The sequence below is a fragment of the Pseudomonas gingeri genome (genome assembly GCF_013386115.1).
Lineage (GTDB): Bacteria > Pseudomonadota > Gammaproteobacteria > Pseudomonadales > Pseudomonadaceae > Aquipseudomonas > Aquipseudomonas gingeri.
The window spans coordinates 493562-517437 of the sequence record NZ_JACAOR010000014.1 but is presented as its reverse complement, the minus strand read 5'-3'; the positions used below and the strand labels follow the sequence as shown (position 1 = coordinate 517437).

Below are 23876 nucleotides of genomic sequence, written 5' to 3'. Positions count from 1 at the left end.
TGGACATGATCAGTTTCCTTCTTGTAAGCCATCTTGTAGGTACATGGCCGCCTCGGCATCGCCGGCGGTGAGGTGGTCCCACATGCGTTCGAAAATTCGTCCCGAGTTGGTGGCCCGGCGCGCGGTTTCCCCGGCACTCAGCAGCGGCCCCGCGAGCCCTGCGGCCAGCAGTTGCAGCTCGATACGGGCGGCGTCCTCCAGGTACCAGTTGAGGGTCAGTGCCTCCACCAGCGAAGCGCCGACCACGATCGCGCCGTTGCCGCGCATCACCAGCGCGGCATGGCCGGCCAGTTGCTCGGCCAGGGCCGCGGCCTGGGAGTCGTCACGCAGCAGTTGCGGGTCGTCCCACAATGGAATCGAGGAATGGAAATACGCGCCCATGCCGTGCCGCGATTGCGGGGTCAGGCGGGCGCAGGACAAGGTCATCACCTGGGCCGGCATGCTGCGGATCACCGCGCCGACCTCGGCCCGACGCCGATAGATCTGCTGGTGAATGCGCACTTCCCCCAACACCCCGGCGGGCAGTTCGGCGTCGATGGCGACCACCACGCCGTCCTCGCCCGGCTCGATCAGGCCCATGGGCTTGGCGGCGCAGACCAGGAAGTGCCCGGCATCCAGGCGCAGGCTGCAGTGCCCGTAGGCATGGGCCAGGCCGGCCCGGGACAGGGCCCGGGCGGCCATGCGCAGTTCGATCTGCTGGGCGCGGGTGGCGACAGGCGGCCGGCTCATGACTTGAACTCCGGGATATCCGGCTTCGAGCCCCAGGCGCAGAACGAGCTCAGGGCCAGCGGGAATTGCCGTGGGTGGTGAGTGGCCTCCTGCTCGGGGGCGATGTGGCTGACCCCGGTGGAGTACTCGTAGGTCATGCCGTCCGGCCCCTCGAAGTAGAGGAACACCGCGCCGGAAGTCGGATGCCGGCCCGGCCCGAAGAGGATCTTGATGCCGCGCTCGCGCAGGAAGTAATAGGCGCGCATCACGTCGTCGATGGTCTCGACCTGATGATTGATGTGCTGAACCCCTGGATGCGCCGAGGGAAACAGGGCGATCTTGTGGTGCACTTCATCGATGCGCAGCAGCGGCGCATCGCCAATCCGGTCGCTGACCCGGGCATTCGCCAGCTGGGTCCAGAACGCTTCGTCGCGCCTGGCGTTGGTGGTGCGCAGGCCGATATGGCTGAAACCGGTGATCCCGGCGTCCCGCGAGGGGAAATAGCGTCCGCCATAGGCATGGGGCGCAAGCACCAGTTCGATCTGGTTGCCGCTGGGATCGCGGAAGTGAATCAGCTCGGCGACCGCGCGCAACTCGGCTTCTTCGCGGCTGCCATGGCGGACGGCAAAGCCGTTGTCTTCCAACAGTTGCGCGGCGTGGTCGAGTTCGGCGCTGGAGTTGATTTCAAAGGCGGTAGTGGTTTCGGTGGGATCACCCTCGTAGTAGCACAGGGTGTGGTCGCGGCTGTCGGAGCGGAAGTACACCGCCCCATTGGCGCTGCGAGCGACCTGCAAGCCGAGCACCTGTGTGGCGTACTGGCGAGCCTGGTCGATATCCGCCGTGCCCAGACGCACGTAGCGGATGTCATGCAGATTGATCATGAGGGATGCCTCGGTATTATTTTTGTCTGGACACAATCCTCGCGCCCCGGCTTAAATAATCGAAGCTAATTCTGTTTATTCAGACTATTTGATTTGGTTATAGAGTATGCGCACCGACCTCAACCTGCTTCGCGTCCTGCTGGCGATCCACGAAGCCGGCAATGTCACCATCGCCGCCCAGCACCTGGGCATGAGCCAGCCGGCAGTCAGCGCCGCCCTCTCGCGCCTGCGCCATTCCCTCGGGGATGCGCTGTTCGTTCGCTCCGGCAGCCGCATGGAAGCCACGCCACGGGCCCAGAGCATCATCGAGCGGACCCGCGAAGTGATCGATATCATCGACCGCGATATCCTCAGCAACCCGACCTTCGATCCGTCCCGCAGCAGCGACGAGTTCACCTTCTGCCTCAGCGAAATCGGCGAAGTGGTGTTCCTGCCGACCCTGTTCGAGCACCTGCGCAAGGTCGCCCCGAAGGCGCGGATCCGCACCTTCGGCCTGTCGCCCAGGGACCTTGCCGAACACCTGCGCGAAGGCCGGGTGGACATGGTGCTGGGCTATTTCCCCGACCTCGACGCACCAAACATCTACCAGCAGCGATTGTTCTCCCACGACCTGGTGTGCCTGATCCGCCGCGACCATCCGATCAAGGACGAGCGCCTGTCGCTGGAGGACTTCTGCGCCCTCGAACACCTGCAGGTACGCGACGGCAGCCGCAGCCAGGAAATGTACGAAAGTCACCTGGCGGCGCTCGGGGTGGAACGCAATATCGTGCTGCAGATGTCCCACTACATGAGCACCTCGGCCATCATCGAGCGCTCGGACCTGGTGGTGGTGCTGCCGCGCACGGTGGCCCGGCTGTATGCCGAGGATTCGGCGGTCAGGACCATCGAGCCGCCGGTCGACTTTCCCAGCTACGACCTCAAGCAGCACTGGCATGCACGGTTCCAGAAAGACCCGCGGCATATGTGGTTGCGACAGACGGTTCGCGAACTGTTCGTGCCCGGGGAGTAGTCTTTCCGCGGCCGGGCGGCCGCAGAAACATTTGGTATTAATTTGCCGTGCGCATCAATCCATTCTAAAAATGCACTTATCAAATCTATAAGGCTGCTCCAGTATCCCCGCCAATAAAAATCTGCACTGCGATGCAGGCCATAAAAGCGCTGGAGACCTTCAAGATGCACGCCTCAACACCGACCGCCAGTTCTGCCCGTGCCAAGGCGGGCGCGGTATTTCGCGTTACCTCGGGTAACTTCCTCGAACAATTCGACTTCTTCCTGTTCGGCTTCTACGCCACCTATATCGCCGCTGCCTTCTTCCCCGCCAGCAGTGAGTTCGCCTCGCTGATGATGACCTTCGCCGTGTTCGGCGCCGGCTTCCTGATGCGCCCGCTGGGCGCGGTGATCCTCGGTGCCTATATCGACGACGTCGGCCGGCGCAAGGGCCTGATCGTCACCCTGTCGATCATGGCCAGCGGCACCATCCTCATCGTCCTGGTGCCCGGCTACGAAAGCATCGGCCTGCTGGCCCCGGCCCTGGTCCTGATCGGCCGCCTGCTCCAGGGTTTCTCCGCCGGTGCCGAACTGGGCGGCGTCTCGGTCTATCTGTCGGAAATCGCCACGCCAGGTCGCAAGGGCTTCTTCACCGCCTGGCAGTCCTGCAGCCAGCAAGTCGCCGTGGTCATCGCCGCCGCCCTGGGTTACGGCCTGAACCAGTGGATGTCGGCCAGCACGGTCGCCGACTGGGGCTGGCGCATCCCGTTCCTGGTCGGCTGCATGATCGTGCCGTTCATCTTCCTGCTGCGGCGCAACCTGGCGGAAACCGAAGAGTTCGCCAAGCGCAAGCACCGTCCGGGCATGCGCGAGGTGTTCAACACCCTGGCGCAGAACTGGGTGATCGTGGTCGCCGGGATGCTGATGGTCGCGCTGACCACCACCGCCTTCTACCTGATCACCGTATACGCGCCGACCTTCGGCAAGACCGTGCTGCACCTGAGCACCGCCGACAGCCTGCTGGTGACCTTGCTGGTGGGTGTCTCGAACTTCTGCTGGCTGCCCCTGGGCGGTGCCCTCTCCGACCGTATCGGCCGCCGTCCGGTGCTGCTGACCATGTCCGGCCTGACCCTGGCCACGGCCTATCCGGCCTTGTCGCTGCTGGTCCAGGCACCGACCTTCACCAGCATGCTGCTGGTGCTGTTGTGGTTCTCGTTCCTCTACGGCATGTACAACGGCGCGATGGTCGCGGCCCTGACCGAGATCATGCCGGCGGAAGTCCGCGTGGCCGGTTTCTCCCTGGCCTACAGCCTGGCCACGGCGGTATTCGGTGGCTTCACCCCGGCGATCTCCACCGCGCTGATCCAGTACACCGGAGACAAGGCCGCGCCGGGCTACTGGATGAGCTTCGCCGCGCTCTGTGCGCTGTGCGCGACGCTGTTTCTCTATCGCAAGGCCAGGATGCAGCTCCAACCGGCGCTGTAAGTCCTGAATCCAATCCCGCCCTTTCGATACCCATAAGAGAAATCCGATGAAAGCAGTGTTTCTGAAACTCGCCCTGATCGGCAGCCTGGCCCTCGGCAGCCTGGCCCAGGCCGAGGAAATCCGCGTGATGACGTCCGGCGGCTTTACCGCCGCCTACAAGCTGCTCGGCCCGAAATTCGCCGCCGACACCGGCAACACCCTCGACACCATCCTCGGCCCGTCCATGGGCAAGGCACCGGAAGCCATCCCCAATCGCCTGGAACGCGGTGAAAAGGCCGATGTGCTGATCATGGTCGGCTATGCCCTCGACGAGTTGATCAAGCAAGGCAAGGTCGTGCCCGGTTCGCGGGTCGAACTGGCGGATTCGCGGATCGGCCTGGTGGTGCGCGAAGGTAGCGCCAAGCCGGCCATCGGCACCGAGCAGGAACTCAAGGACACCCTGCTCAAGGCCAGCTCCGTGGCCTACTCCGACAGTGCTAGCGGCGTGTATATCCAGGACCAGTTGTTCAAGCGCCTGGGCATCGAGGCGCAGCTCAAGCCCAAGGCGACCATGGTGCCGAAGATCCCGGTGGCCTCGGTGGTCGCGACCGGCGACTATCAACTGGGCTTCCAGCAGGTCAGCGAACTGTTGCCGGTGCCGGGGGTGACCTATGTCGGCAAGATCCCGGAATCGGTGCAGTCGGTGACGCGGTTTGCCGCCGGTATTCCGGTAGGCGCCGAGCATCCCGTCCAGGCCAAGGCCCTGCTGGACTACCTCGCCGCGCCCGCGGCCCAGGCCACCGTGAAGGCCACCGGCCTGGACTCCATTGCGCATTGACAAGTGGGCGCCGGCTTGCCGGCACCTACACGTGTGAGACCTTCATCTCGACGATCAGCCGCTCCAGCTCCAGCGCCGCCGGGGTCAGCACCCGGCCCCGGCGCTTGAGCAGGCCGACCTTGCGCATCACCTCCGGCTCGACCAGCGGCACGCTGGTGAGAATCGGATGCTCGCCGGCCACCGGCATCGCCATGGTCGGCACCGCCGCGATCCCCAACCCGGCCTCCACCAGGCCGATCATGGTGGTGACATGCCGGGTCTCGCACACCCCGGGCTTCTGCGCCTCGATCCCCACCAGCGCCTGGTCGAGCAGGAAACGATTGCCCGAGGTCTTGTCGAGGCTGATGTAGTCCTGCTGGTACAACTCGGTCCAGGTCACACTGGCCCGCCCGGCCAACGGATGATCGCGGCGACAGGCAACGACATAGCGTTCCTCGACCAATAACTCGAACTCGATTTCCGGTTGCAGGTTGCCGGTGAAGCTCAGGCCGAAATCCGCCTCGCCGCTGAGCACGGCGGCATGTACGTCGTTGGCGCTGGAGTCGAGGACCTTGACCTTGATCTTCGGGTATTGCCGATGATAGTGCGCCACCACCTTCGGCATGAAGTAATAGGCGGCCGAGGGTACGCAAGCCACGGTGACATGGCCGAGCCGGGTCGAGGCCACATCGGTGATGCCCAGCAGCGCGACATCGAGGTCGTCCAGCAGCCGCTCCACCGTCGGCGCGAAGGCCCGACCGACCTGGGTCAGGCTGACCCGGCGGGTGGTACGCTCGAACAGGCGCACCCCGAGAGCCTCTTCGAGCTTGTCCACGCGTCGGCTCAGGGCCGGTTGGGAGATATTGATGGCCTGGGCCGCCTTGCGAAAACTGCCCTGCTCGACCACGGCGCGAAAGGCCTGCAGGTCGTTCAAATCGAAGTTGATGGCCACGGGACTTACTCATCGGATGCTGATTGATCAGTTTAACGCATGAGTAGTCGTTATAGATGCAGAGAACACCAGCGATCGTTCCCACGCAGAGCGTGGGAACGATCGTCCGTCATCAACTCCGAAGCATCAGCCAATCCCGTTGCACATCGTTCCCGCACTGGAAGGTGGTCCGGCCGACAATGCGGAAGCCGTGGCGCTCGTAGAAGCGGATCGCCCGCGGGTTTTCTTCGCTGACGCTCAGGCGTACCGGCCCCGACAGCAGCTTCAGGGATTCGCTCATGAGGAACCCGGCAGCGCCCGACCCGTGTTGTTCCGGCACCACGTAGCAGCGCGTGAACTCCTGTGCCCCATCGGCCACATCGATACCAACGGGCCCGGGTTCGGGAGTCAGCAGGCTATAGCCGATCAACTGGCCGTCCAGTTCGAGCACCAGGAGGATTTTTCCCGGCTGTTGCAGCAACTGGCGAAAATGCACCGGCTGCAATTGTTCTTCGATATGCCGGGCGATTGCCTGCGCCGGCGTGCTGGCCGGACAGGCCAGGGCAAAGGTCCGGCCGGCGATGTGACTGAGGGGGTCGCAGTCCGCGGCAGTGGCGGAACGTATCCGCAAGGCCGTCATGGATGGCTCGCTTGCGCCGCCAGCAACGGCGGCATCGGGCAATCGAGGATATCGGCCACCGCGCGCATCAACTCGGCTTCGGCGGCCGTGACCTGGCCGTCATGGCCGATGCAGCGGGCCATGGCCTTGAGCAACTGCGGTTTCTGCAGCGGCAGCAACTGGGTGAGGCGGCGCAGGGCCGCTTCCAGCGCCTTCAGGTCGCTTGTGCTGTCGAACGCCGGTGCGGCGAACGGCAACCCGGCGCAGCCATGTGCATAGGCCAGGCCCGCTTGCCGGGGATCGGCCTGCCCTGCCCGGCTGAGAAACGACAGCAGCACCGCCACTTCATCGACCAATGACTCCAGGCGGTATTTGCCGGTCACCGAACGCAGCCCTTCGACATTGCGCTCGACGATGCGCAGCAGCGTCCACTCCAGCAGCTCGACGCGGTCATCGGCGCGGATCAGCAACGCCATATTCTGCTTCACCGCGGCAAACTCGCTCTTGCCCAGTTGCTTGAGCGCCGGGATCGCCAGGTCGATCAGCGCCAGCCGCTGGCCCTGGGGCAGTTCACGCAAGGGAGCGCGCAGGGACTCGAGGTGGCTCGCCAGCGTCGGGCTCAGATGTTTGCGCAACAGATCGAGTTGCTGTTGTTGCAGGAATTCCACCGGGTCCAGCAGCAGGCCGTAGACCAGGGCCTGGGCCCCTTCGCTGCTGTGGGCCGCCTGTTTCAGCGACTCGGGCAAGGCCTGCAGGGTGTCCTGGGCCACTTGCAGATGCGCCAGGCCCGGGTCGCCGATCGCCGCGATCGACTCGGTCACGGCGCCGCCGCTGAAGGCTGCGGCGGCAGTCGAGCGCGAAGACTGCATCCACTGGGCGGTCGGGTCCGCTGCCGTGCTGTCGGCTACCGGCAAGGCTCCCACCTCGGGGTAGCGCCCGTCCCAACCCGGCTCGACCCGACGAATGCGCTCCGCCAGCGGCGGATGGGTGGCGAACAGGCCGTCCAGGGTCGCCTTGATCCCCGCACCGAAATACAGATGGCTGAATTCGGCGGCGTTCGAGGCCTGCAACTGCGAACCGGCCGCGTGGCCGCCGATCTTCTTCAGGGCCCCGCCGATACTGTCGGGGTTGCGGGTGAACTGCACCGCCGAGGCATCGGCCAGGAACTCCCGCTGGCGACTGACCGCGGCCTTGATCAGGTTGCCGAAAAACGTCCCGGCATAACCGAGCACCAGCAATGTCAGGCCGAGGACATACTTGAGCATCACGCCCTTGCTGCTGTCCGAGGAAGAACTGCGCGAGCTCGAATCGCTGCGCAACACCCAGTGCCCGATCAGGCCGATCAGCAGGATGCCGTGGAGCAAGGCGATCAGGCGCATGTTGAGGCGCATGTCGCCGTTGTAGATATGACTGAACTCATGGGCGATCACGCCCTGCAACTCTTCACGGCTGAGCAGGCCGATGGCGCCACGGGTCACGCCGATCACCGCGTCCTTGGGACTCAGGCCGGCGGCGAAGGCGTTGATACCGATATCGTCGAGGACATACACCGAGGGCACCGGCGTGCCCGAGGCCAGGGCCATTTCCTCGACGACATTGAGCAGGCGGCGTTCCTCGAAGTTCTGCGGCGAGAGGTTGATCAGGCGACCGCCCAGGCTCTCGGCGACCACCTTGCCGCCGGCGTTCAACTGCACGCGCTTGTACAGGCTGCCACCCAGCACCACGGCGATCACCACCAGCGCCACGACGCCGACCAGCGAAGGATCCAGCAGCGGCGTGCCACGCCGGCTCGAAGGCTCGCCATAGAAATGCCAGATCAGCGTCAGGGCGAGGCTGGTCAGGGCAACCAGGCAGGTGACCGCCAGCGCCATCAGCAGGACCAGGCGTCCGGTCTGACGCCGGGCGCGGTCCTGGTGTTCAAAGAAATTCATCGGGTCGTCCGTGGGTAAAACTGATTAGAACGACACCTTGGGGGCGGCCTGGATCTCGGCGCTGTCGGCAAACTCCAGCAGGCTGGCGTCGGCCCCATGACCAAACTTCGCGGCGAAGAATACCGGCGGGAAGGTCTGCTTGTAGGTGTTGTATTCCATCACCGAGTCATTGAAGGCCTGGCGGGCGAAGGCCACCTTGTTTTCGGTGCTGCTCAGCTCTTCGCTGAGTTGTTGCATGTTCTCGGAAGCCTTGAGGTCCGGGTAGGCTTCGAGGGTCACGTTCAGGCGCCCCAGGGCACTGTTGAGCAGGCCTTCGGCGCTGCCCAGCCGGGCCATGCTGCCCGCGTCGCCCGGCTGGGCCGCGGCGGCCTTGAGACCGGTCACGGCCTGGTTGCGCGCATTGATCACCGCTTCCAGGGTGTCACGCTCGTGGGCCATGTAGCCCTTGGCGGTTTCCACCAGGTTGGGGATCAGGTCGTGGCGGCGCTTGAGCTGGACTTCGATCTGGGCGAAGGCGTTCTTGAAACGGTTACGCAGGGTCACCAGCTTGTTGTAGATGCCGATGACGTAGAAGACCACGATGGCGATGATGGCCAGGAGGATCAGGGTGGAGACCATGGCGATGTCCTTATCTGCATTTGCGGGGTGGTGGGCGATGTTAGCGTAAAACGCCCGATGGAGCGCACACAAACCCTGTGGGAGTGGGCTCGCCCACGAAGGCGGCCGGCAGCACAACGCTGAATCCGGATATCCCCCCGACCATCGTTCAAACAAAAGGCCCGGGACGATCGCTCATCCCGGGCCTTGCCTGAAGCCGCTGTCAGCCGATCAGACCTTGACGATCCAGCCTGCCGGCGCCTCGACGTCACCGGTCTGCACGCCCGTCAGCTCCTTGTACAGGCGCTGGGTCACAGGCCCGACTTCGGTCTCGCTGTGGAACACGTGCAGCTTGCCGTTGTACTCGATCCCGCCGATCGGCGTGATCACCGCAGCGGTACCGCAGGCACCGGCTTCGGTGAAATCGGCGATCTTGTCGATCAGCACGTCGCCTTCGACCACCTTCAGACCCAGGCGCGATTGCGCCAGCTCGATCAACGACAGGCGGGTAATGCCTGGCAGCACCGAAGGCGACTTCGGCGTGACGAATTCATTGTTGGCGGTGATGCCGAAGAAGTTGGCCGAACCCACTTCCTCGATCTTCGAATGAGTCAACGGGTCCAGGTAGATACTGTCGGCAAAGCCGCGCTTCTTGGCTTCGGCACCCGGCATCAGGCTGGCCGCGTAGTTGCCACCGACCTTGGCCGCGCCGGTACCCTGGGGCGCCGCGCGGTCATAGCTGGAAATCGCGAAGTTGTGCGGCTTCATGCCGCCCTTGAAGTAAGGGCCCACCGGGATGCAGAACACCGAGAAGATGAACTCCGGCGCGGTACGCACGCCGATATTGTCGCCCACGCCGATCACGAACGGACGCAGGTACAGGGCACCGCCGGTGCCGTAGGGAGGAATGAAACGCTCGTTGGCCTTGACCACCTGCTTGCAGGCTTCGATAAAGGCTTCGGTCGACGGCGCCGGCATCAGCAGGCGGGCACAGCTGCGCTGCATGCGCGCGGCGTTCTGGTCAGGCCGGAACAGGTTGATCGAGCCATCCTTGCAACGGTAGGCCTTCAAGCCTTCGAAACATTGCTGGCCGTAATGCAGCGCGGTCGAGCCTTCGCTGATGTGCAGGACGTTGTCTTCGGTCAGCGAACCGTTGTCCCACTCGCCGTTACGGAAATACGACAGATAGCGCTTGTCGGTCTTGATGTAATCGAAACCCAGCTTGTCCCAGTTAATGCTTTCCTGACCCATGGCACCCTCTAATCATCTGATAACCGCCCGGATATCCCGGGCTTATGACATTTTTTTCGCAGGTAACCACAATACTCTATTCGGGCAGGAAATCGCAGCCTGGACGACGTGCATGTCCTACATGCGTTTATGCGCGGTCCTCGCCCAGCAACGACTGGTGGGCACAGACACCGGCCATGACCCCGGCCGCCGAAGCGAACGTCGCATTGTGCATCGGGCTGGCGGCGTCGCCGGCGGCGAACACGCCCGGCACTGTGGTCTGCTGACGTTCGTCGACCCGCAGATAAGGGCCGCTCGGTCCTTCGTCGAACTCGCAACCCAGTTGTTCGGCCAAGGGGCTGGCCATCCGGGTTTTCGGCCCGGTGAACAATGCCTGCACCTCGATCAGCCGCCCGTCGCTCAAGCGTACCGCCTCCAGGGTCGGTGCCTGGCCGAGCAGCTCGACCACCGGGGTCCGCTCGATCGTCACGCCGCGCGCCTGCAGCAGGGCCAGTTGCCCGGCATCCGGCTCGTGGAGGCCCTGGGTGAAATACACCGTCGGTCCCCAGTCCGGGATCATGCTCGCCTGGTGCGCGGAGAGCGGCATGGTGGCCAGTACCCCCAGGGCACGGTCACGCACTTCATAGCCATGGCAGTACGGGCAATGCAGCACGGTCTTGCCCCAACGCTCCGGCAAGCCGGGAATCGCCGGCAACTCGTCGTGCAGACCGGTGGCCAGGACCAGCCGCGCCGCCCTCTCCTCCCGGCCATCGGCCAGCACCACGGCAAATCCGCTATCGACCTGCCGGGCCGAGACCACCTCGCCTTCGACGAACTCGACAGTCGGGTAACGCAGCAGTTGCCGCAGCGCCTCATCGCGAATCGCCTGGGGTGAGCGGCCATCCTGGCCAAGAAAACCGTGGGCCGTCGTCGCGAACCGGTTACGCGGCCGGCCCGAATCCACCAGCAATACCCGCTGACGGGCCCGGGCCAGCTGCATGGCCGCCGACAACCCGGCAAAGCTGGCCCCCACCACCACGATGAAATGAGACATGGGCAGAACTCCTCGTCGATTGAACTCACGAAACTTTATAAGTTACATAAAGAGCGTTCGTCAACTCCTGTAACTCGTCTTGTTACAGACGGTGGTTTTTGCTATACGTGCGCGGTGTTTTTTCCCCAGCGAAACGCTCCCATGCGCAACGACAGCCGCCTTTCCCGCATGCTCCACGTGCTGATCCACATGGACCAGCACGACCAGCGCACCACCTCCGAGACCATCGCGCAGATGCTGCGCACCAATCCGGTGGTGGTACGCCGGACCATGGCCGGCCTGCGCGATCACGGTTACGTGCATTCGGAAAAGGGTCACGGCGGCGGCTGGACCCTGGCCCGGCCCCTGAGCGAAATCACCCTGCTCGACATCCACCGCGCCCTCGGCGCACCCGAGGTGTTCGCCATGGGCCTGGCGAAGGAAGAGCCGCAGTGCCTGGTGGAACAGGCGGTCAATGCGCGGCTGACCGATGTGCTGCAGGAAGCCGAGGCGCTGCTGGTCCAACGCCTCGGGCAAGTGACCCTGGCCGAGCTGGCGAGCGATTTCGAACGGCGCCTGGCGCAGAAACGCCTGGAAAACCCCGACCTGGAAATCATTCATGGGCTACCGGCCCTGGAGAAGTCATGACAGACACTCAATTGCAGGTGACCGACCTGCTGGAAGGCGACGGCAAGGCCGTGGTCAAGGGCGCGTTGATCACGACCCACTATCGCGGCACGCTCGCCGATGGCAGCGAGTTCGACTCGTCCCATTCCCGTGGCAAGCCGTTCCAGTGCGTGATCGGCACCGGACGGGTGATCAAGGGCTGGGATATCGGCCTGATGGGCATGAAAGTCGGCGGCAAGCGCCAACTGTTCGTGCCGGCGCACCTGGCCTACGGTGAACGCGGCATGGGCTCGCGCGTCGCCCCCGGCGCCGACCTGACCTTTGAGATCGAGTTGCTGGAAGTGCTGACCCGGGATGACTGAGCCGGTCTGACCTAGGACGCCGCCAAGCGCCGCTCCATGACGATGGTGCGCTCCTCGCCGTGCCAGGTATCGCCCACGGCCTGGAATCCCAGCCGCGCATAAAAGCCTTCGGCGGTCACGGTCGAAGGCACCTTCAACAGGCTCACACCTGCTTCCACGGCATAGCGGACCACCTCGTCCATCAAGGCCTGGCCCACTCCGCGGCCCTGGAGATCGGGCGCCACGAACACCGTGCGCACCACCTCGCCATCGAGACTGGCGGTGCCGACGATCCGCTCTCCCGCCTGCGCCACCAGTACCGTGCGCATGCCCAGCAGGCTGCGCACATCCTGCGGGCCGAAGTTCAGCTCGACCCGGGCGATCACCTGCGCCGGGTAGTCCGCGGCGTTGCTCTGGCGTAGCGCCTGGATAATCACCTGGCTGATGGCTTCGGCATCCTCGTCACGGGCAATGCGGATGCTGCATGGCATGGGGCTGGCCTCGAGTCCTTTCGTCAAGGTCCTATCCTACGTGTCTGCGGTGCGGCTGCAAGGGCGCCGATCGAAAGCGACCTTGTTCCTGGAGAAATCCTGTGGCTATCCTTGGGCTGCACATATGCCGAGGCCCGGGATCCCCGTGGATGCCCCCAGCGTGCCAACCTTTCGATAGTGGAGATCTCCCATGCCCGACCCACAGGTCAGCGCGGCCCTGGAAACGCTTTTGCCGCTGATGGCCGAACAACCGTTGCTGGTGCTGACCGGTGCCGGTATCAGTACCTCTTCCGGCATCCCGGACTACCGCGACAGCGACGGCGTGCGCCGGGGCAAGGCGCCGATGATGATCCAGGAGTTCCTCGGCTCGCCCCAGGCCCGCCGCCGCTACTGGGCCCGGGCCATGCTCGGCTGGCCACGGGTGCGCATGGCCCGGCCGAATGCCGCCCACCGGGCCCTCGCCAGCCTGCAGGGACAACGCCATCTCAGCGGCCTGATCACGCAGAATGTCGACACCCTGCATGACCAGGCCGGCAGTCACGAGGTGATCGAGTTGCATGGCAGCCTGCACAAGGTGCTCTGCCTGGATTGCGGCAACCGTCTGGAGCGCGATGCCGTCCAGCTCACCCTGGAAGCCCAGAACCCTTACCTGGCGCAGGTCGAGGCGGTCCAGGCGCCCGATGGCGACACCCTGCTGGACGCCGCATTCGAATCGCGTTTCCAGGTGCCCCACTGCCCGCAATGCGGCGGCGACCGGCTGAAACCCGACGTGGTGTTCTTTGGTGAAAACGTCGCCCCGCTCACCGCCGCACGGGCCCTGGCGAGCGCCGAACAGGCCGCCGGCCTGCTGGTGATCGGTTCGTCGCTGATGGCCTATTCGGCCTTCCGCCTGTGCAAGCTGATCGCCGAGCGCGGCAAGCCGCTGATCGCCATCAACCTGGGCAAGACCCGCGCCGACGACCTGCTCGACTTCAAGTTCGAAGCCTCCTGCGAACAGTTGCTGCCACTGCTGGTCGAGCGCCTGGGCTGATCAGCAACGGATCGGCAGCGCCTCGATCAGCGCCTGGGTCGAACGGACCCGGGCAATGCGCGGCATGACCTTCTCCATGGAGAACCTGTGGGTGTCCTCGCCCAGGCCGGCGCAGGCATCCTCGGCCACCAGCACCGCATAGTTGTGGTGCCAGGCATCGCGGGCAGTGGACTCGACGCCGGAGTTGCTGGCGATCCCGCAGACGATCACCGTGCTGATCCCGCGACGGCGCAGTTGCAGGTCCAGTTCGGTGCCGTAGAAGGCGCTCCAGCTGTGCTTGGTGATCTGTACCGGGGCGTTCAAGGCGGCAATCGAGGGGTCGAGGACGGCCCACTGCTCGGGCAGGCCACCGGGCGGCACGGCCATCGGCATGTCCACCGGCTGGTTGGGTTTGTCGGCATAGTCGCTGGCGAACGCCACGCGCACGGCGACCACCAGGCCACCGGCCTGGGTCAGGTGCTCGCCGAGCCGCGCCGCGCGTTCGGCAACGGCCTGCGGAGCATGGGGCGCGACGGGCAAGGCCATGATGCCCTGCTGCAGATCGATGATCACAAGGGCACAGGTACGGGGATCGAGATCGAGCGACATGAGTAGTTCCTGATGAGTTTCCTGATGCCCGGACGCCGGATCGCGGGCGACACCAGCGCGAAAGTCGGGGAGACAGGCGCAATGAGGCGGGTATCCCCCTCAGGATGCGAGAGCGCTCGCGCCGTTCGCAAGTAAAAAAATTTTCATTATTGGCCCGGCGCAATCAGCCGCAAGGCCCCGGCAGCAAGGCCGGAGCCCCCGTACGTCTCGGTCAGCCCGGAATGGTCAACCCTTTCACCACCGCCGGCCGGGCAAGGAATTGCTCCAGCGCGCGGGTGACATGGGTGAAGTCCTGGATGCCCACCAGGTCGCCGGCCTCGTAGAAACCGATCAGGTTGCGGATCCACGGGAAGGTGGCGATATCGGCGATGCTGTAGTCGTCGCCCATGATCCAGCGACGGTTCTCCAGGCGCTGGTCGAGTACCGCCAGCAGGCGCTTGCTCTCGGCCACATAGCGGTCGCGCGGGCGCTTGTCTTCGTAATCCTTGCCGGCAAACTTGTTGAAGAAACCGAGCTGGCCGAACATCGGCCCGATCCCCCCCATCTGGAACATCACCCACTGGATGGTTTCATAACGGGTGGCCGGGTCCAGGGACATGAACTTCCCGGTCTTTTCGGCCAGGTAGATCAGGATCGCGCCGGACTCGAACAACGGCAGCGGCTGGCCGCCGGGGCCGTTCGGATCGATGATCGCCGGAATCTTGTTGTTGGGGTTCAGCGCGATGAATTCCGGGCTCAACTGGTCATTGGTGGAGAAACTCACCAGGTGCGGTTCGTAGGGCAGGCCCAGCTCTTCGAGCAGGATCGACACCTTGACGCCGTTGGGCGTAGGCAACGAATACAGCTGGAGACGGTCTGGATGTTGAGCGGGCCATTTTTGCGTGATGGCAAACGACGAAAGATCGGTCATGGAAAGCTTCCAGCAAGCGGCAGGGAATGCGGCAACGGGTCAGGACAAGCCACCCGTCCGGGCCCTGATTATAGGCATAGCCAACGAGCGTGCTCACCTCGTTTGACACGACACTTTTGCCATACGGACAATAAACCATTGTTTCAAGGAGACTGACATGAACCTGAAATTGTTCGGCCTGCCGCTACTGGCAGCCACCTTCCTGGCCCTGGCGGGCTGTTCGACACCCACCGTGGTGACCTTGCAGAACGGCACCCAGTACGTGACCAAGGACACCCCGAAAACCCACTCCGCCGATGGCTTCTACGAGTTCGAGGATATTTCCGGCAAGGTGATTCGGGTCAAGGCATCCGAGGTCGCGACGGTCAAGCCGCAAGACTGACTCCGAGTCCCGGGCCTCAGCGAAAGTCCCGACTGCGCACGGTAATGTCCGCCAACATCGGACTCAGGTCGCTCAGGCGCCCGGCAATCACATGGCGCACCTCGCCTTCGGTTTCCAGGCGCCCGTCGACCCTCAGCAGTTGTGAGCCCACCAGCACCTGCCGCTGGCGTTCGGCCAGGTCGCGCCAGACCACCACATTGACGTTGCCGAACTCGTCTTCGAGGGTCACGAAGGTCACGCCACTGGCGGTGCCCGGTCGCTGGCGGCCGGTGACCAGGCCGACGATGCTCACCGGCCGGCCGTGCCCGAGCGCCTGCAACTCCCGCGAACTGCGACAGCGCAGGGCCTGCAGTTGCCCACGCAACAGTGCCAGCGGATGCGGCCCGAGGGTGGTGCCCAGGCTGGCGTAATCGGCTTGCAGGTCCTCGCCGACACTCGGGCACGGCAAGGCCACCGGGCTTTCGGCGGCCCTCGACACCCCGGCGAACAACCCCAGTTGCGCCTCGACCCCGGCCACTTCCCAGCGCGCCCGATAACGGTTGCCCGCCAGGCCACGCAAGGCGCCGGCATCGGCCAGCAGTTCCTGGGCGCGGGTATCGAGCCGGGCCCGCTCGCCGAGGTCGGCGATATCCGCGAAAGCCCCCAGGCAGCGAGCCGCTTCGATCCGCTGCGCATCCTCCGCGCGAAACCCGCGAATCATCCGCAGGCCCAGGCGCAACGCCGGCTGCGTACCTTCAGCCGGTTCCAGGCTACAGTCCCAGGTACTGGCGCGGACATCCACCGGGCGGATCTGCAACTGGTGACGGCGGGCATCCTGGAGGATCTGGTCCGGGCTGTAGAACCCCATCGGCCAGCTGTTGATCAACGCACAGGCGAAGGCCGCCGGCTCATGGCACTTGAGCCAGCAACTGGCGTAGGTCAGCAAGGCAAAGCTGGCGGCATGGGACTCGGGAAAACCGTAACTGCCAAAGCCCTTGATCTGTTCGAAGATCTGCGCGGCGAATTCCGGCGGATAACCATTGCTTGCCATGCCCTCGGCCAGCCGCTGGCGATGCGGTTCAAGCCCGCCATGGCGCTTCCAGGCCGCCATGGAACGGCGCAACTGATCGGCCTCGCCCGGCGTGTAGTTCGCCGCCACCACCGCGATCTGCATCACCTGTTCCTGGAACAGCGGCACCCCCAGGGTTCGCTCCAGCACTTCCTTGAGCTCCGGCGACGGATAGGTCGTGGGTTCCTTCTCGTCCCGCCGGCGCAGGTACGGATGCACCATACCGCCCTGGATCGGCCCCGGACGGACAATCGCCACTTCGATCACCAGGTCGTAGAAATTCTTCGGTTTGAGGCGCGGCAGCATCGACATCTGCGCCCGCGACTCGATCTGGAACACGCCGATGGTGTCGGCCCGGCCGATCATCGCGTAGGTCGACGGGTCGTCCGCCGGGATGCTCGCCAGGGTCCAGCGCGGCCCGCCACGGTACTGCTGTACCAGGTCGAAGCAGCGGCGCAGCGCGCTGAGCATGCCCAGGGCGAGGACATCGACCTTGAGCAGCCCGACCTTGTCCAGGTCATCCTTGTCCCACTGGATAATCGTCCGCTCGGCCATGGCGGCGTTTTCCACCGGCACCAGGGTGTCCAGGGGCTGCTCGGAAATCACGAAACCGCCCGGATGCTGGGACAGGTGCCGGGGAAAGCCGATCAGTTGCCGGGTCAGCGCCAGCACCCGGCGCAGCACCGGACTGTCCGGATCGAAACCGCTTTCGCGCAGGCGCTCGGCTGCCGGTGGCTCATCGCTCCAGTGGCCGCAGGCATCGGCCAGGGCATTGACCTGGTCCGGCGGCAGCCCCAGGGCCTTGGCCACATCGCGCACCGCACCGGCGCCATGGTAGGTGCTGACCACCGCGGTCAGGGCCGCGCGGCCACGGCCATAACGGCGGAACACGTATTGCAGCACTTCTTCGCGGCGATCGTGTTCGAAGTCGATATCGATATCCGGCGGCTCGTTGCGCTCACGGGACAGAAAGCGCTCGAACAGCATGTTGGTGCGATCCGGGTTCAGCTCGGTGACGCCCAGGGCATAACACACCACCGAGTTCGCCGCCGAACCGCGCCCCTGGCAGAGAATGCCCTGGTCGCGGGCGAAGCGGACGATATCCGCCACCGTGAGGAAATAACTGTCGTACTCCAGTTCGGCGATCAGCTTCAGCTCTTTCTCGATCAGCGCTCGGCCCTGGTCGCTGATACCTTCGGGCCAACGGCGCTGGATGCCCTCCTCCGTCAGTTGGCGCAGCCAGGTGGTCGGGGTCTGCCCCTGCGGCACCAGCTCACGGGGATACTGGTACTGCAACTGACCCAGGTCGAAGCCGCAACGCCGGGCAATGACTCCGGTTTCGGCCAGCAGGGCCGGCGGATAAATCCCCCGCAGGACTTCGAGGCTGCGCAGGTGGCGCTCGCCATTGGGATGCAGTTGCTGCCCGGCATCGGCGACGCGGGTATGCAGGCGAATGGCGGTCATGGTGTCCTGCAGGGCACGACGGGCCCGCACATGCATATGCACATCGCCACTGGCCACGGCGGGAATCGCCAGCTCGGCGGCCACCGCCAGCAGCCGCGCCAGGTAGCGCTCATCGTCCTGGCCGCAATGCAGTTCCACGGCCAGCCACAGGCGCTCGGGAAAACGTTCGCGCAACCAGCGGCCATCGCTTTCGGCGATGCCCCGTCCGGGTAGCCACAACGCCAGCAATCCCGGCAGTTCCTCTTCGAAATCCGTCCGCAGCAGGCGATAGCTGCCTTTTTCCGCGCGACGCCGGGCCAGGGTGATCAGTCGACACAGGGCCTGGTAGCCCGCCAGGTTCTCCACCAGCAGTACCACCCGTGGCCCGTTGTCGATCTGCAACTCGCTGCCGATGATCAACGGCAGCTCGCACGCCTGCGCGGCCTGCCAGGCCCGGACGATCCCCGCCAGGGTGCATTCGTCGGTGATCGCCAGGGCTTGATAACCCTGCTCCCTGGCCCGTTCGAACAACTCCCGGGCACTGGAGGCGCCGCGCTGAAAAGTGAAGTTCGACAGGCAATGCAGCTCGGCGTAGGCCTCACTCATGCGAACCAGCCCTGCAGCAGCAACGGGCCGCTGTCCCCCACCGGGCGATAGGCCCAGGCGTGTCGCCCGGTCCGGGTCTCGACCAGGTAATAGTCACGACGCACATCGGCGCCGTCCCACCAGCCCGACTCGATCCGTTCCGGCCCCAGCAGGACCCTCGCCGCCTGCTCGGGCAGTGGCATCGGCTCCTTGAGCAACCAGCCGGGACGCAGCGGCCCGGTCGCGGCCAACGGTCCCGGTGTGGTCGCCGCCAGCGGCTGCCAGGCGCACTCGGGGCGGTGATCGGCATGGAAGCGCAGGCCCTGCACCGCCTCGTCGCCAAGCCGGGCGCGCAGGCGTTCGCGCAATTGCTCCCAGGGCAAGGTTTGCTGCGCGCGCTCATCGAAGAGTTCGCGGTGCTGCGGGACAAAGGCCGGCAGGTCTTCGGCCTCCAGGCGAAAGCCGCGCACCGGCGACTCCACCTGGACCTGCTCCAGCCGCCCGCGGGCCAGTTCGAACAGCATCGCCGGGTCACGTTCGGCACTCAGCAGGCCGACCTTGATCCGCGTGTCCGCCACCCCGGCATGCTCCAGGATCAGTTCGAAACGCTGCACACCGCTGTCACGCCCGCAGAGAAACGCCGCCAGATCGCCGGTCAGGCGGCGCAGGGGAAACAGCAACGCCTGGTGCGAGGTCACGTCGAAATTCAGCTCGATCCGCGCTGCGAAGCGATCCGGCGGCAGGTAGAACGCCAGGGCCAGCGGTCGCTCGCCGAGCAAGGTATCGAGGTGCTTGAGCAATGCCGCGTCGAAGCGCCGGGCCAGACTGTGCCGGGGCAAGGCCAGGACCTGGTCCAGGGTGCGCAGGCCCATGCGCGTCAGGGCCGTGGCCGCCTCCTTCGCCAGCCCGACCCGGTCGATGGGCATCGGTCCCAGGGCCTGGCGCAAGGCGCTGTCGTCCGCCAGGGCCAGGCCATCGTAGGCATTGGCCAGGACCCGGGCCGCCGCCGGATGGGGCGCGACCACGATCCGGTGACGAAACCCCAGCGCCGTCAACTCCTCGCGCAAGCGCGCTTCCAGGCGCGGCCAGGGCCCGAACAGGCCAAGGCTGGACTCGATTTCGAACAACAGGGCACGGGGATAACGCAGGCTGACCTGGGAGCTGAAGCGATAGGCCCAGGCAGCGAGCAACTGTTGCCACTGCTCGATTTGCGCGGGGTCGTATTCAGCGCTGGCAAAGGCCTTGGTCAGGGCATGGGCGGCGGTCAGCGACTGGCCCGGACGCAGACCCAGGGCCCGGGCCGAGGCGTTCACCGCCTGCACGATCCGTCGTTGCGGCGAACCGCTCAGCAGCGCCAGCGGTGCATCGGGCTCGGCGGTCCGCCGTAGCACACCGTCCAGGGCCAATTGCGGAAATACAATGCAAACCCAGCGCATGCCAACCTCAATGCCCTGCGCTGAAGGCGATCGGCGCCGCATGGGCCAGGCCGCCACGGCACTTGAGCACCCGCAGTTGCGCGGGGCGGCCATCGACGGCCAGCCGCAGGGCCGCCGGCGACGGGTTGAGCGCCGCCTCCAGCGAGCGGTAGGCAAACGCCAGGGTCTGGCCGGTTTCCGCCGCCACCTGCAAACGGCGCAGGGCGCGGTCATCGACCTCTTGCGGCCAGCACAGGACCGCCCCGCAGCTACCGGAGCGCAGGCACTGTTCCGCCGCCCACAAGGCGTCCCGAGGTGCCGCCTGGATCACCGACAACTGTCGCAGGTCCACGCCCGCGCTCAACCACGCCTGGGGATAGGGCACATGGGGCGGAGCCACCAGGACGATACGTTCGCCCTTCGCCGACAGCCGCGCCAGGGTCGGCCAGACCAGTTGCAACTCGCCCACGCCCTCACCGGTGATGAGGATTTCCGTCAGCGCCGATTCCGGCCAACCGCCGCCGGGCAGCACCGCGTCCAGCGCGGCATGCCCGGTCGCGTGCAGGCTCGCTGCCTGGACCGTCGGCCGGCCCTTCCAGACCCGGCGCTCGTCCAGCAGCGCGTCCAGCGCAACCACGGCGCCCATCAACCTTGCCTCACCAGGCCGCAGAACACCCCTTCGATGGCCAGTTCCTGGTGTTCCGGGTCGACAACGATGGGGGCATAGGCCGGGTTGCGGGCCAGCAGGCGGACCCCGCTCGCCGTGCGCTCGAAACGCTTGATGGTGACCTCGCCGTCGAGCCGGGCCACGACGATCTGGCCGTTGCGTACTTCGACATTGCGCCGCACCGCCACCAGGTCGCCATCGAGGATGCCGTCGCCGATCATCGAGTCGCCCTGTACCCGCAGGAGGAAATCCGGGGTCCGGGAAAACAGCCCCGGATCGAGCCACAGGCGGCTGTGGACCTCGGCATCGACATCGATTGGCACGCCGGCCGCCACCCTTCCGAGCAACGGGATTTCCAGCAGGGTCGGACGCGCGGGCTGATTCAGCAGGCGGATACCCCGTGCCTGATGGGCATTGACCTCGATGAAACCGGCTTCGGTCAGCGCCACCACGTGCTTGCGCGCCACGCTGCGCGAGGCAAAACCAAAGGCCTCGGCGATCTCGGCGAGGCTCGGGGGCTGGCCGTTTTCCGCGATACGGTCGCGGATAAAGGTCAGGATGGCGGAACGGCGGGGGCTTAAAGTCGTCATGGAGTACATTTGTACTCTTGTGGGATTTTCCTGACAAGCACCACCAGTCGGTCACCGGTCGCGAGGCTCGAATCCGGCCTCCCGAGCCCCAGCGTCCCAAGCGAAAAGCCCCCGCCGCTCAGGCCGCCGAACAAATACAAACAACAATAATGGAATTGACCTACAGAACTATCCCGCACACTAAAACATGCCAGTAACTTCCCAGTCCTTAAAATAAAAAACAACGTTATAAAAACAACCATGAATATTGAAAAACAAAACCCGGTCGTTATAGCGTGAGCGTTTCAATCAATAATAAAAATTCTCCACGAGATACCCTGAACGCTGAACAAAGACCTGTAAATGGACTTTATCCCCCAGCACGGAAACTTGTATAAGAAGGTCAAGTATCATGCACCCAGCCCAGAACGCCCAACTTGACGATCTGTTCGAGCGCAATACATTCCTGCCCGACTCGACACCGGATCGTTTCTATCGCCTGCTGGACCAGATCAGCCAGGATCGCTACACCACCCTCGCCGCTTTGTATGCCGAGGCTTATCGACTGTTTCCCGGTTCCACCGAACTCGACGAGTTCTTTGCCAGTACCGCGAACCTGATCCTGCTGCCGGTCGCCCAGCGGCGGACAATCATCAATGAGTCGGTGTTCCAGATCTGGGCCCGGCGCGTCGTCCAGATGACCCGGGAAGTGCTCGATGGCTCGCGCCATGATCTTGCGCCGCTGCAGAGCGGCCTCCAGGAACTGCCGGATATCCTGCAACGGATTGCCCGCGCCGCCACCGACCATGCCTACACCCACCGTCCGCCCATCCAGCGGTTCGATATCGACCCGCTGATCGCCGGGGTGCTCGCGCCCTGCTACGACTTTCCCGAAGACGCCGCCACGCGCCAACACCTTGAAGACTGCGGTTACTCCATCCATTTCTTCAGCGATGTGGTGAATGTCGCCCTGTCCCGTATCGCCATGACCTGGCCCGGCTGCCACGAGCAGTTCCGCCATCTGGTCAAGCTGATCTGCTACCTGCCGGACGGCACCTTCCGCAGTGGCTCGGCCGCTCGCTACAGCGGCACGATCCTGCTGTCGGCCAAGGACCATTCGCTCCTCGATGTCGAAGAGTCGCTGGTGCGCGAAACCGCCCATCAACTGCTGTATTACATCGAGGAAGTCAGCCCGGTGATCGACCCGCAGGTGGCAGCGCAGGGGTTGTATTTCCTGCCCTGGTCAAACCGACCCTGTGCCCTGGACGAATACTTCCAGGCGTTCTTCGCCCAACTGATGCGGGCCAAGTACCTGGAACGTGTGCGCCAGCGCCCGGCCAGTGAAATGCAACGGGCCGAAGAACACCTGGTGTTCAGCCTGCGCGGCCTCGGCCGGGCCCTGCCGGAACTGGCCGGCAGTCGCGACTTCACGCCCCGCGGCCGGACCCTGCTGGATAACCTGGCCGAAGACGTGCGGGCGATGGAACGGCAGCACGCCAGCCTGCTGGTGCGTGCGGCCATGCCGCGCGACATGAGCCTGGCGGGATGAGCCGGTTGTCTCAGTTCGGATCGAGCAGGCCGCCGCTCCAGTTGCGCGATACGCGGCTACCGGTGAACTTCGCCACGACCATGCCCTGGGACACCAGCCGATCGCGATAACGCGTCACCATTCGCCCGGCCTGCTCCGCGTACAGGATCACCTCCGACGACGGATCGCCCGGGCGCCCGAGGATCCGTGCAAAACGCTGGCCTTCCTCGACCTGGTCGCCCAGATCCTTTTCAAAGATCAGCACACCGGGCTGGGGGGCCAGGATGGTTTCCATATGGCCCATCTCCATGGCCTCCACCGGCCAGTCGTCCGCCGCCGCTTCCCCGCTGATCACCCCCTGGCCGCAGAGCCAGGCGTACAGGCCCTCGGCGTCCTGTTGGGCGAAGTGGTCACTGACATCGCCCTGCCCGCGCAGCTCCAGGGTCGCAGCCATGTGCCGCGCCGTGTCGCCATCACGCAGCCAGGGCGCAATGATGGTTTCCTCGAAGGAGCCATCGCCGCCCTCGTCCCAGATGATTGCCACATCCATCTTCATCGCGGCCGCCAGCGCCCGGCCGCGGGGCCAGAAACTGCGGTGCACGTAGAGATAAGGCAGGGCTTCGTCATCGGTGTGCAGGTCGAGCATCACATCCGCCGGTGCCGCCAGCTGTACCAGTTGCTGCTGCCATTCCTGGACATTGGTCGAAGGCCGGGCCAACGCCGCCGACTGATCGAACGAGCGGTTGAAGTTCTGCCCGGTGGCATCGTGAAAACGTCCGAGGATCCGCCCCTGGCGAAATTGCCCGATTCCCAGGGGATTGGCCTGGGGCACCACGGTCACGCTGCCCTTGAGCCGGCCCGCGGCCTCGGCGACGGCCAGCCGTTGCATCAACAGGTGCAGCACCAGCATCCCGGCGATTTCATCGGCATGGACCCCGGCCTGCAGGTGCACCTTCGGTCCGCTGCCATCGCCCTCGAAGCGCCAGGCCCCGACCCGCACCGCATCGCCATTGTTGTTGCGCACACTGAACGAAATATCCCGTGCCATAGCCTT

Annotated in this window: 24 protein-coding genes; 8 read left to right on the top strand and 16 right to left on the bottom strand. The window is 65.0% G+C overall.

Annotated features, from left to right (window positions below; all coding sequences use genetic code 11):
• Positions 1-9 precede the first annotated feature (9 nt).
• Both HX881_RS29105 and HX881_RS29100 read right to left on the bottom strand, forming a co-directional pair.
• The gene (locus tag HX881_RS29105) at positions 10-729 is read right to left on the bottom strand and encodes a class II aldolase/adducin family protein (RefSeq protein ID WP_177087991.1); all 720 of its coding nucleotides are present in this window, start codon (positions 727-729) and stop codon (positions 10-12) included.
• Positions 726-1589: a VOC family protein gene (locus HX881_RS29100; protein ID WP_017125317.1), complete on the bottom strand. Its 864-nt coding sequence runs from the start codon at positions 1587-1589 to the stop codon at positions 726-728. The genes HX881_RS29105 and HX881_RS29100 overlap by 4 nt, the downstream gene beginning before the upstream one ends.
• Positions 1590-1695: 106 nt before the next feature.
• Between HX881_RS29100 and HX881_RS29095 the strand changes: the two genes are divergently transcribed.
• From HX881_RS29095 to HX881_RS29085, 3 genes are all read left to right on the top strand, one after another.
• Complete coding sequence (locus HX881_RS29095) at positions 1696-2598, top strand: LysR family transcriptional regulator (RefSeq protein ID WP_017125316.1); 903 nt, start codon at positions 1696-1698, stop codon at positions 2596-2598.
• Positions 2599-2762: 164 nt separating this feature from the next.
• Complete coding sequence (gene tcuC / locus HX881_RS29090) at positions 2763-4061, top strand: MFS transporter (RefSeq protein ID WP_017125315.1); 1299 nt, start codon at positions 2763-2765, stop codon at positions 4059-4061.
• Positions 4062-4107: 46 nt separating this feature from the next.
• Positions 4108-4878, top strand: coding sequence for a substrate-binding domain-containing protein (locus HX881_RS29085; RefSeq protein ID WP_177087989.1), 771 nt, complete (start codon positions 4108-4110; stop codon positions 4876-4878).
• Positions 4879-4903: 25 nt separating this feature from the next.
• Here the strand turns inward: HX881_RS29085 and HX881_RS29080 are convergent, their stop codons facing one another.
• The 6 genes from HX881_RS29080 to HX881_RS29055 form a co-directional block, all read right to left on the bottom strand.
• On the bottom strand, positions 4904-5809 hold the full coding sequence (locus tag HX881_RS29080; RefSeq protein ID WP_017125313.1) for a LysR family transcriptional regulator: 906 nt from the start codon (positions 5807-5809) through the stop codon (positions 4904-4906).
• 112 nt (positions 5810-5921) lie between these two features.
• Positions 5922-6428 carry a GNAT family N-acetyltransferase gene (locus tag HX881_RS29075; RefSeq protein WP_177087987.1) on the bottom strand — a complete coding sequence of 169 codons (507 nt, stop codon included), beginning with the start codon at positions 6426-6428 and terminating at the stop codon, positions 5922-5924.
• Complete coding sequence (locus HX881_RS29070) at positions 6425-8338, bottom strand: M48 family metallopeptidase (RefSeq protein ID WP_177087985.1); 1914 nt, start codon at positions 8336-8338, stop codon at positions 6425-6427. The genes HX881_RS29075 and HX881_RS29070 overlap by 4 nt, the downstream gene beginning before the upstream one ends.
• Before the next feature lie 24 nt (positions 8339-8362).
• On the bottom strand, positions 8363-8956 hold the full coding sequence (locus tag HX881_RS29065; RefSeq protein WP_017125311.1) for a LemA family protein: 594 nt from the start codon (positions 8954-8956) through the stop codon (positions 8363-8365).
• A 210-nt stretch (positions 8957-9166) separates the two neighbouring features.
• Positions 9167-10186 carry a branched-chain amino acid aminotransferase gene (locus tag HX881_RS29060; RefSeq protein ID WP_017125310.1) on the bottom strand — a complete coding sequence of 340 codons (1020 nt, stop codon included), beginning with the start codon at positions 10184-10186 and terminating at the stop codon, positions 9167-9169.
• A gap of 127 nt (positions 10187-10313) precedes the next feature.
• Positions 10314-11219, bottom strand: a complete 906-nt coding sequence (locus HX881_RS29055) for an NAD(P)/FAD-dependent oxidoreductase (RefSeq protein WP_177087983.1) — start codon at positions 11217-11219, stop codon at positions 10314-10316.
• A 141-nt stretch (positions 11220-11360) separates the two neighbouring features.
• On the opposite strand from HX881_RS29055, the gene HX881_RS29050 reads away from it, so the two are divergent.
• Both HX881_RS29050 and HX881_RS29045 read left to right on the top strand, forming a co-directional pair.
• The gene (locus HX881_RS29050; protein ID WP_017125308.1) at positions 11361-11846 is read left to right on the top strand and encodes an RrF2 family transcriptional regulator; all 486 of its coding nucleotides are present in this window, start codon (positions 11361-11363) and stop codon (positions 11844-11846) included.
• On the top strand, positions 11843-12187 hold the full coding sequence (locus HX881_RS29045) for an FKBP-type peptidyl-prolyl cis-trans isomerase (protein ID WP_017125307.1): 345 nt from the start codon (positions 11843-11845) through the stop codon (positions 12185-12187). The genes HX881_RS29050 and HX881_RS29045 overlap by 4 nt, the downstream gene beginning before the upstream one ends.
• 11 nt (positions 12188-12198) lie before the next feature.
• Here the strand turns inward: HX881_RS29045 and HX881_RS29040 are convergent, their stop codons facing one another.
• Positions 12199-12657, bottom strand: coding sequence for a GNAT family N-acetyltransferase (locus HX881_RS29040; RefSeq protein ID WP_177087981.1), 459 nt, complete (start codon positions 12655-12657; stop codon positions 12199-12201).
• Positions 12658-12847: 190 nt separating this feature from the next.
• On the opposite strand from HX881_RS29040, the gene HX881_RS29035 reads away from it, so the two are divergent.
• A complete protein-coding gene (locus tag HX881_RS29035) occupies positions 12848-13687 on the top strand; it encodes an NAD-dependent protein deacetylase (protein ID WP_177087980.1) in 840 nt (279 codons plus the stop codon).
• Here the strand turns inward: HX881_RS29035 and HX881_RS29030 are convergent, their stop codons facing one another.
• Both HX881_RS29030 and HX881_RS29025 read right to left on the bottom strand, forming a co-directional pair.
• Positions 13688-14275 carry a hydrolase gene (locus HX881_RS29030; RefSeq protein ID WP_177087978.1) on the bottom strand — a complete coding sequence of 196 codons (588 nt, stop codon included), beginning with the start codon at positions 14273-14275 and terminating at the stop codon, positions 13688-13690.
• Positions 14276-14486: 211 nt separating this feature from the next.
• A complete protein-coding gene (locus HX881_RS29025; RefSeq protein ID WP_177087976.1) occupies positions 14487-15185 on the bottom strand; it encodes a glutathione S-transferase N-terminal domain-containing protein in 699 nt (232 codons plus the stop codon).
• 157 nt (positions 15186-15342) lie between these two features.
• On the opposite strand from HX881_RS29025, the gene HX881_RS29020 reads away from it, so the two are divergent.
• The gene (locus tag HX881_RS29020; protein WP_017125301.1) at positions 15343-15567 is read left to right on the top strand and encodes a YgdI/YgdR family lipoprotein; all 225 of its coding nucleotides are present in this window, start codon (positions 15343-15345) and stop codon (positions 15565-15567) included.
• Positions 15568-15583: 16 nt separating this feature from the next.
• Here HX881_RS29020 and HX881_RS29015 read toward each other — a convergent pair whose 3' ends face one another.
• Genes HX881_RS29015 through lexA form a run of 4 tightly spaced genes read right to left on the bottom strand, consistent with a single transcriptional unit; the run spans position 15584 to position 21324 of the window.
• Positions 15584-18664, bottom strand: a complete 3081-nt coding sequence (locus HX881_RS29015) for an error-prone DNA polymerase (RefSeq protein WP_177087974.1) — start codon at positions 18662-18664, stop codon at positions 15584-15586.
• The gene (locus HX881_RS29010; protein ID WP_177087972.1) at positions 18661-20079 is read right to left on the bottom strand and encodes a Y-family DNA polymerase; all 1419 of its coding nucleotides are present in this window, start codon (positions 20077-20079) and stop codon (positions 18661-18663) included. The genes HX881_RS29015 and HX881_RS29010 overlap by 4 nt, the downstream gene beginning before the upstream one ends.
• 7 nt (positions 20080-20086) lie before the next feature.
• On the bottom strand, positions 20087-20704 hold the full coding sequence (gene imuA, locus HX881_RS29005; protein WP_177087970.1) for a translesion DNA synthesis-associated protein ImuA: 618 nt from the start codon (positions 20702-20704) through the stop codon (positions 20087-20089).
• Entirely contained in the window at positions 20704-21324 is a 621-nt protein-coding gene (lexA, locus tag HX881_RS29000; RefSeq protein ID WP_177087969.1) for a transcriptional repressor LexA, read from the bottom strand. The genes imuA and lexA overlap by 1 nt, the downstream gene beginning before the upstream one ends.
• A 382-nt stretch (positions 21325-21706) precedes the next feature.
• Between lexA and HX881_RS28995 the strand changes: the two genes are divergently transcribed.
• A complete protein-coding gene (locus tag HX881_RS28995) occupies positions 21707-22843 on the top strand; it encodes an aKG-HExxH-type peptide beta-hydroxylase (protein ID WP_177087967.1) in 1137 nt (378 codons plus the stop codon).
• A 10-nt stretch (positions 22844-22853) separates the two neighbouring features.
• Here the strand turns inward: HX881_RS28995 and HX881_RS28990 are convergent, their stop codons facing one another.
• Entirely contained in the window at positions 22854-23870 is a 1017-nt protein-coding gene (locus HX881_RS28990) for a M14 family metallopeptidase (RefSeq protein WP_177087965.1), read from the bottom strand.
• Between the last annotated feature and the right edge of the window lie 6 nt (positions 23871-23876).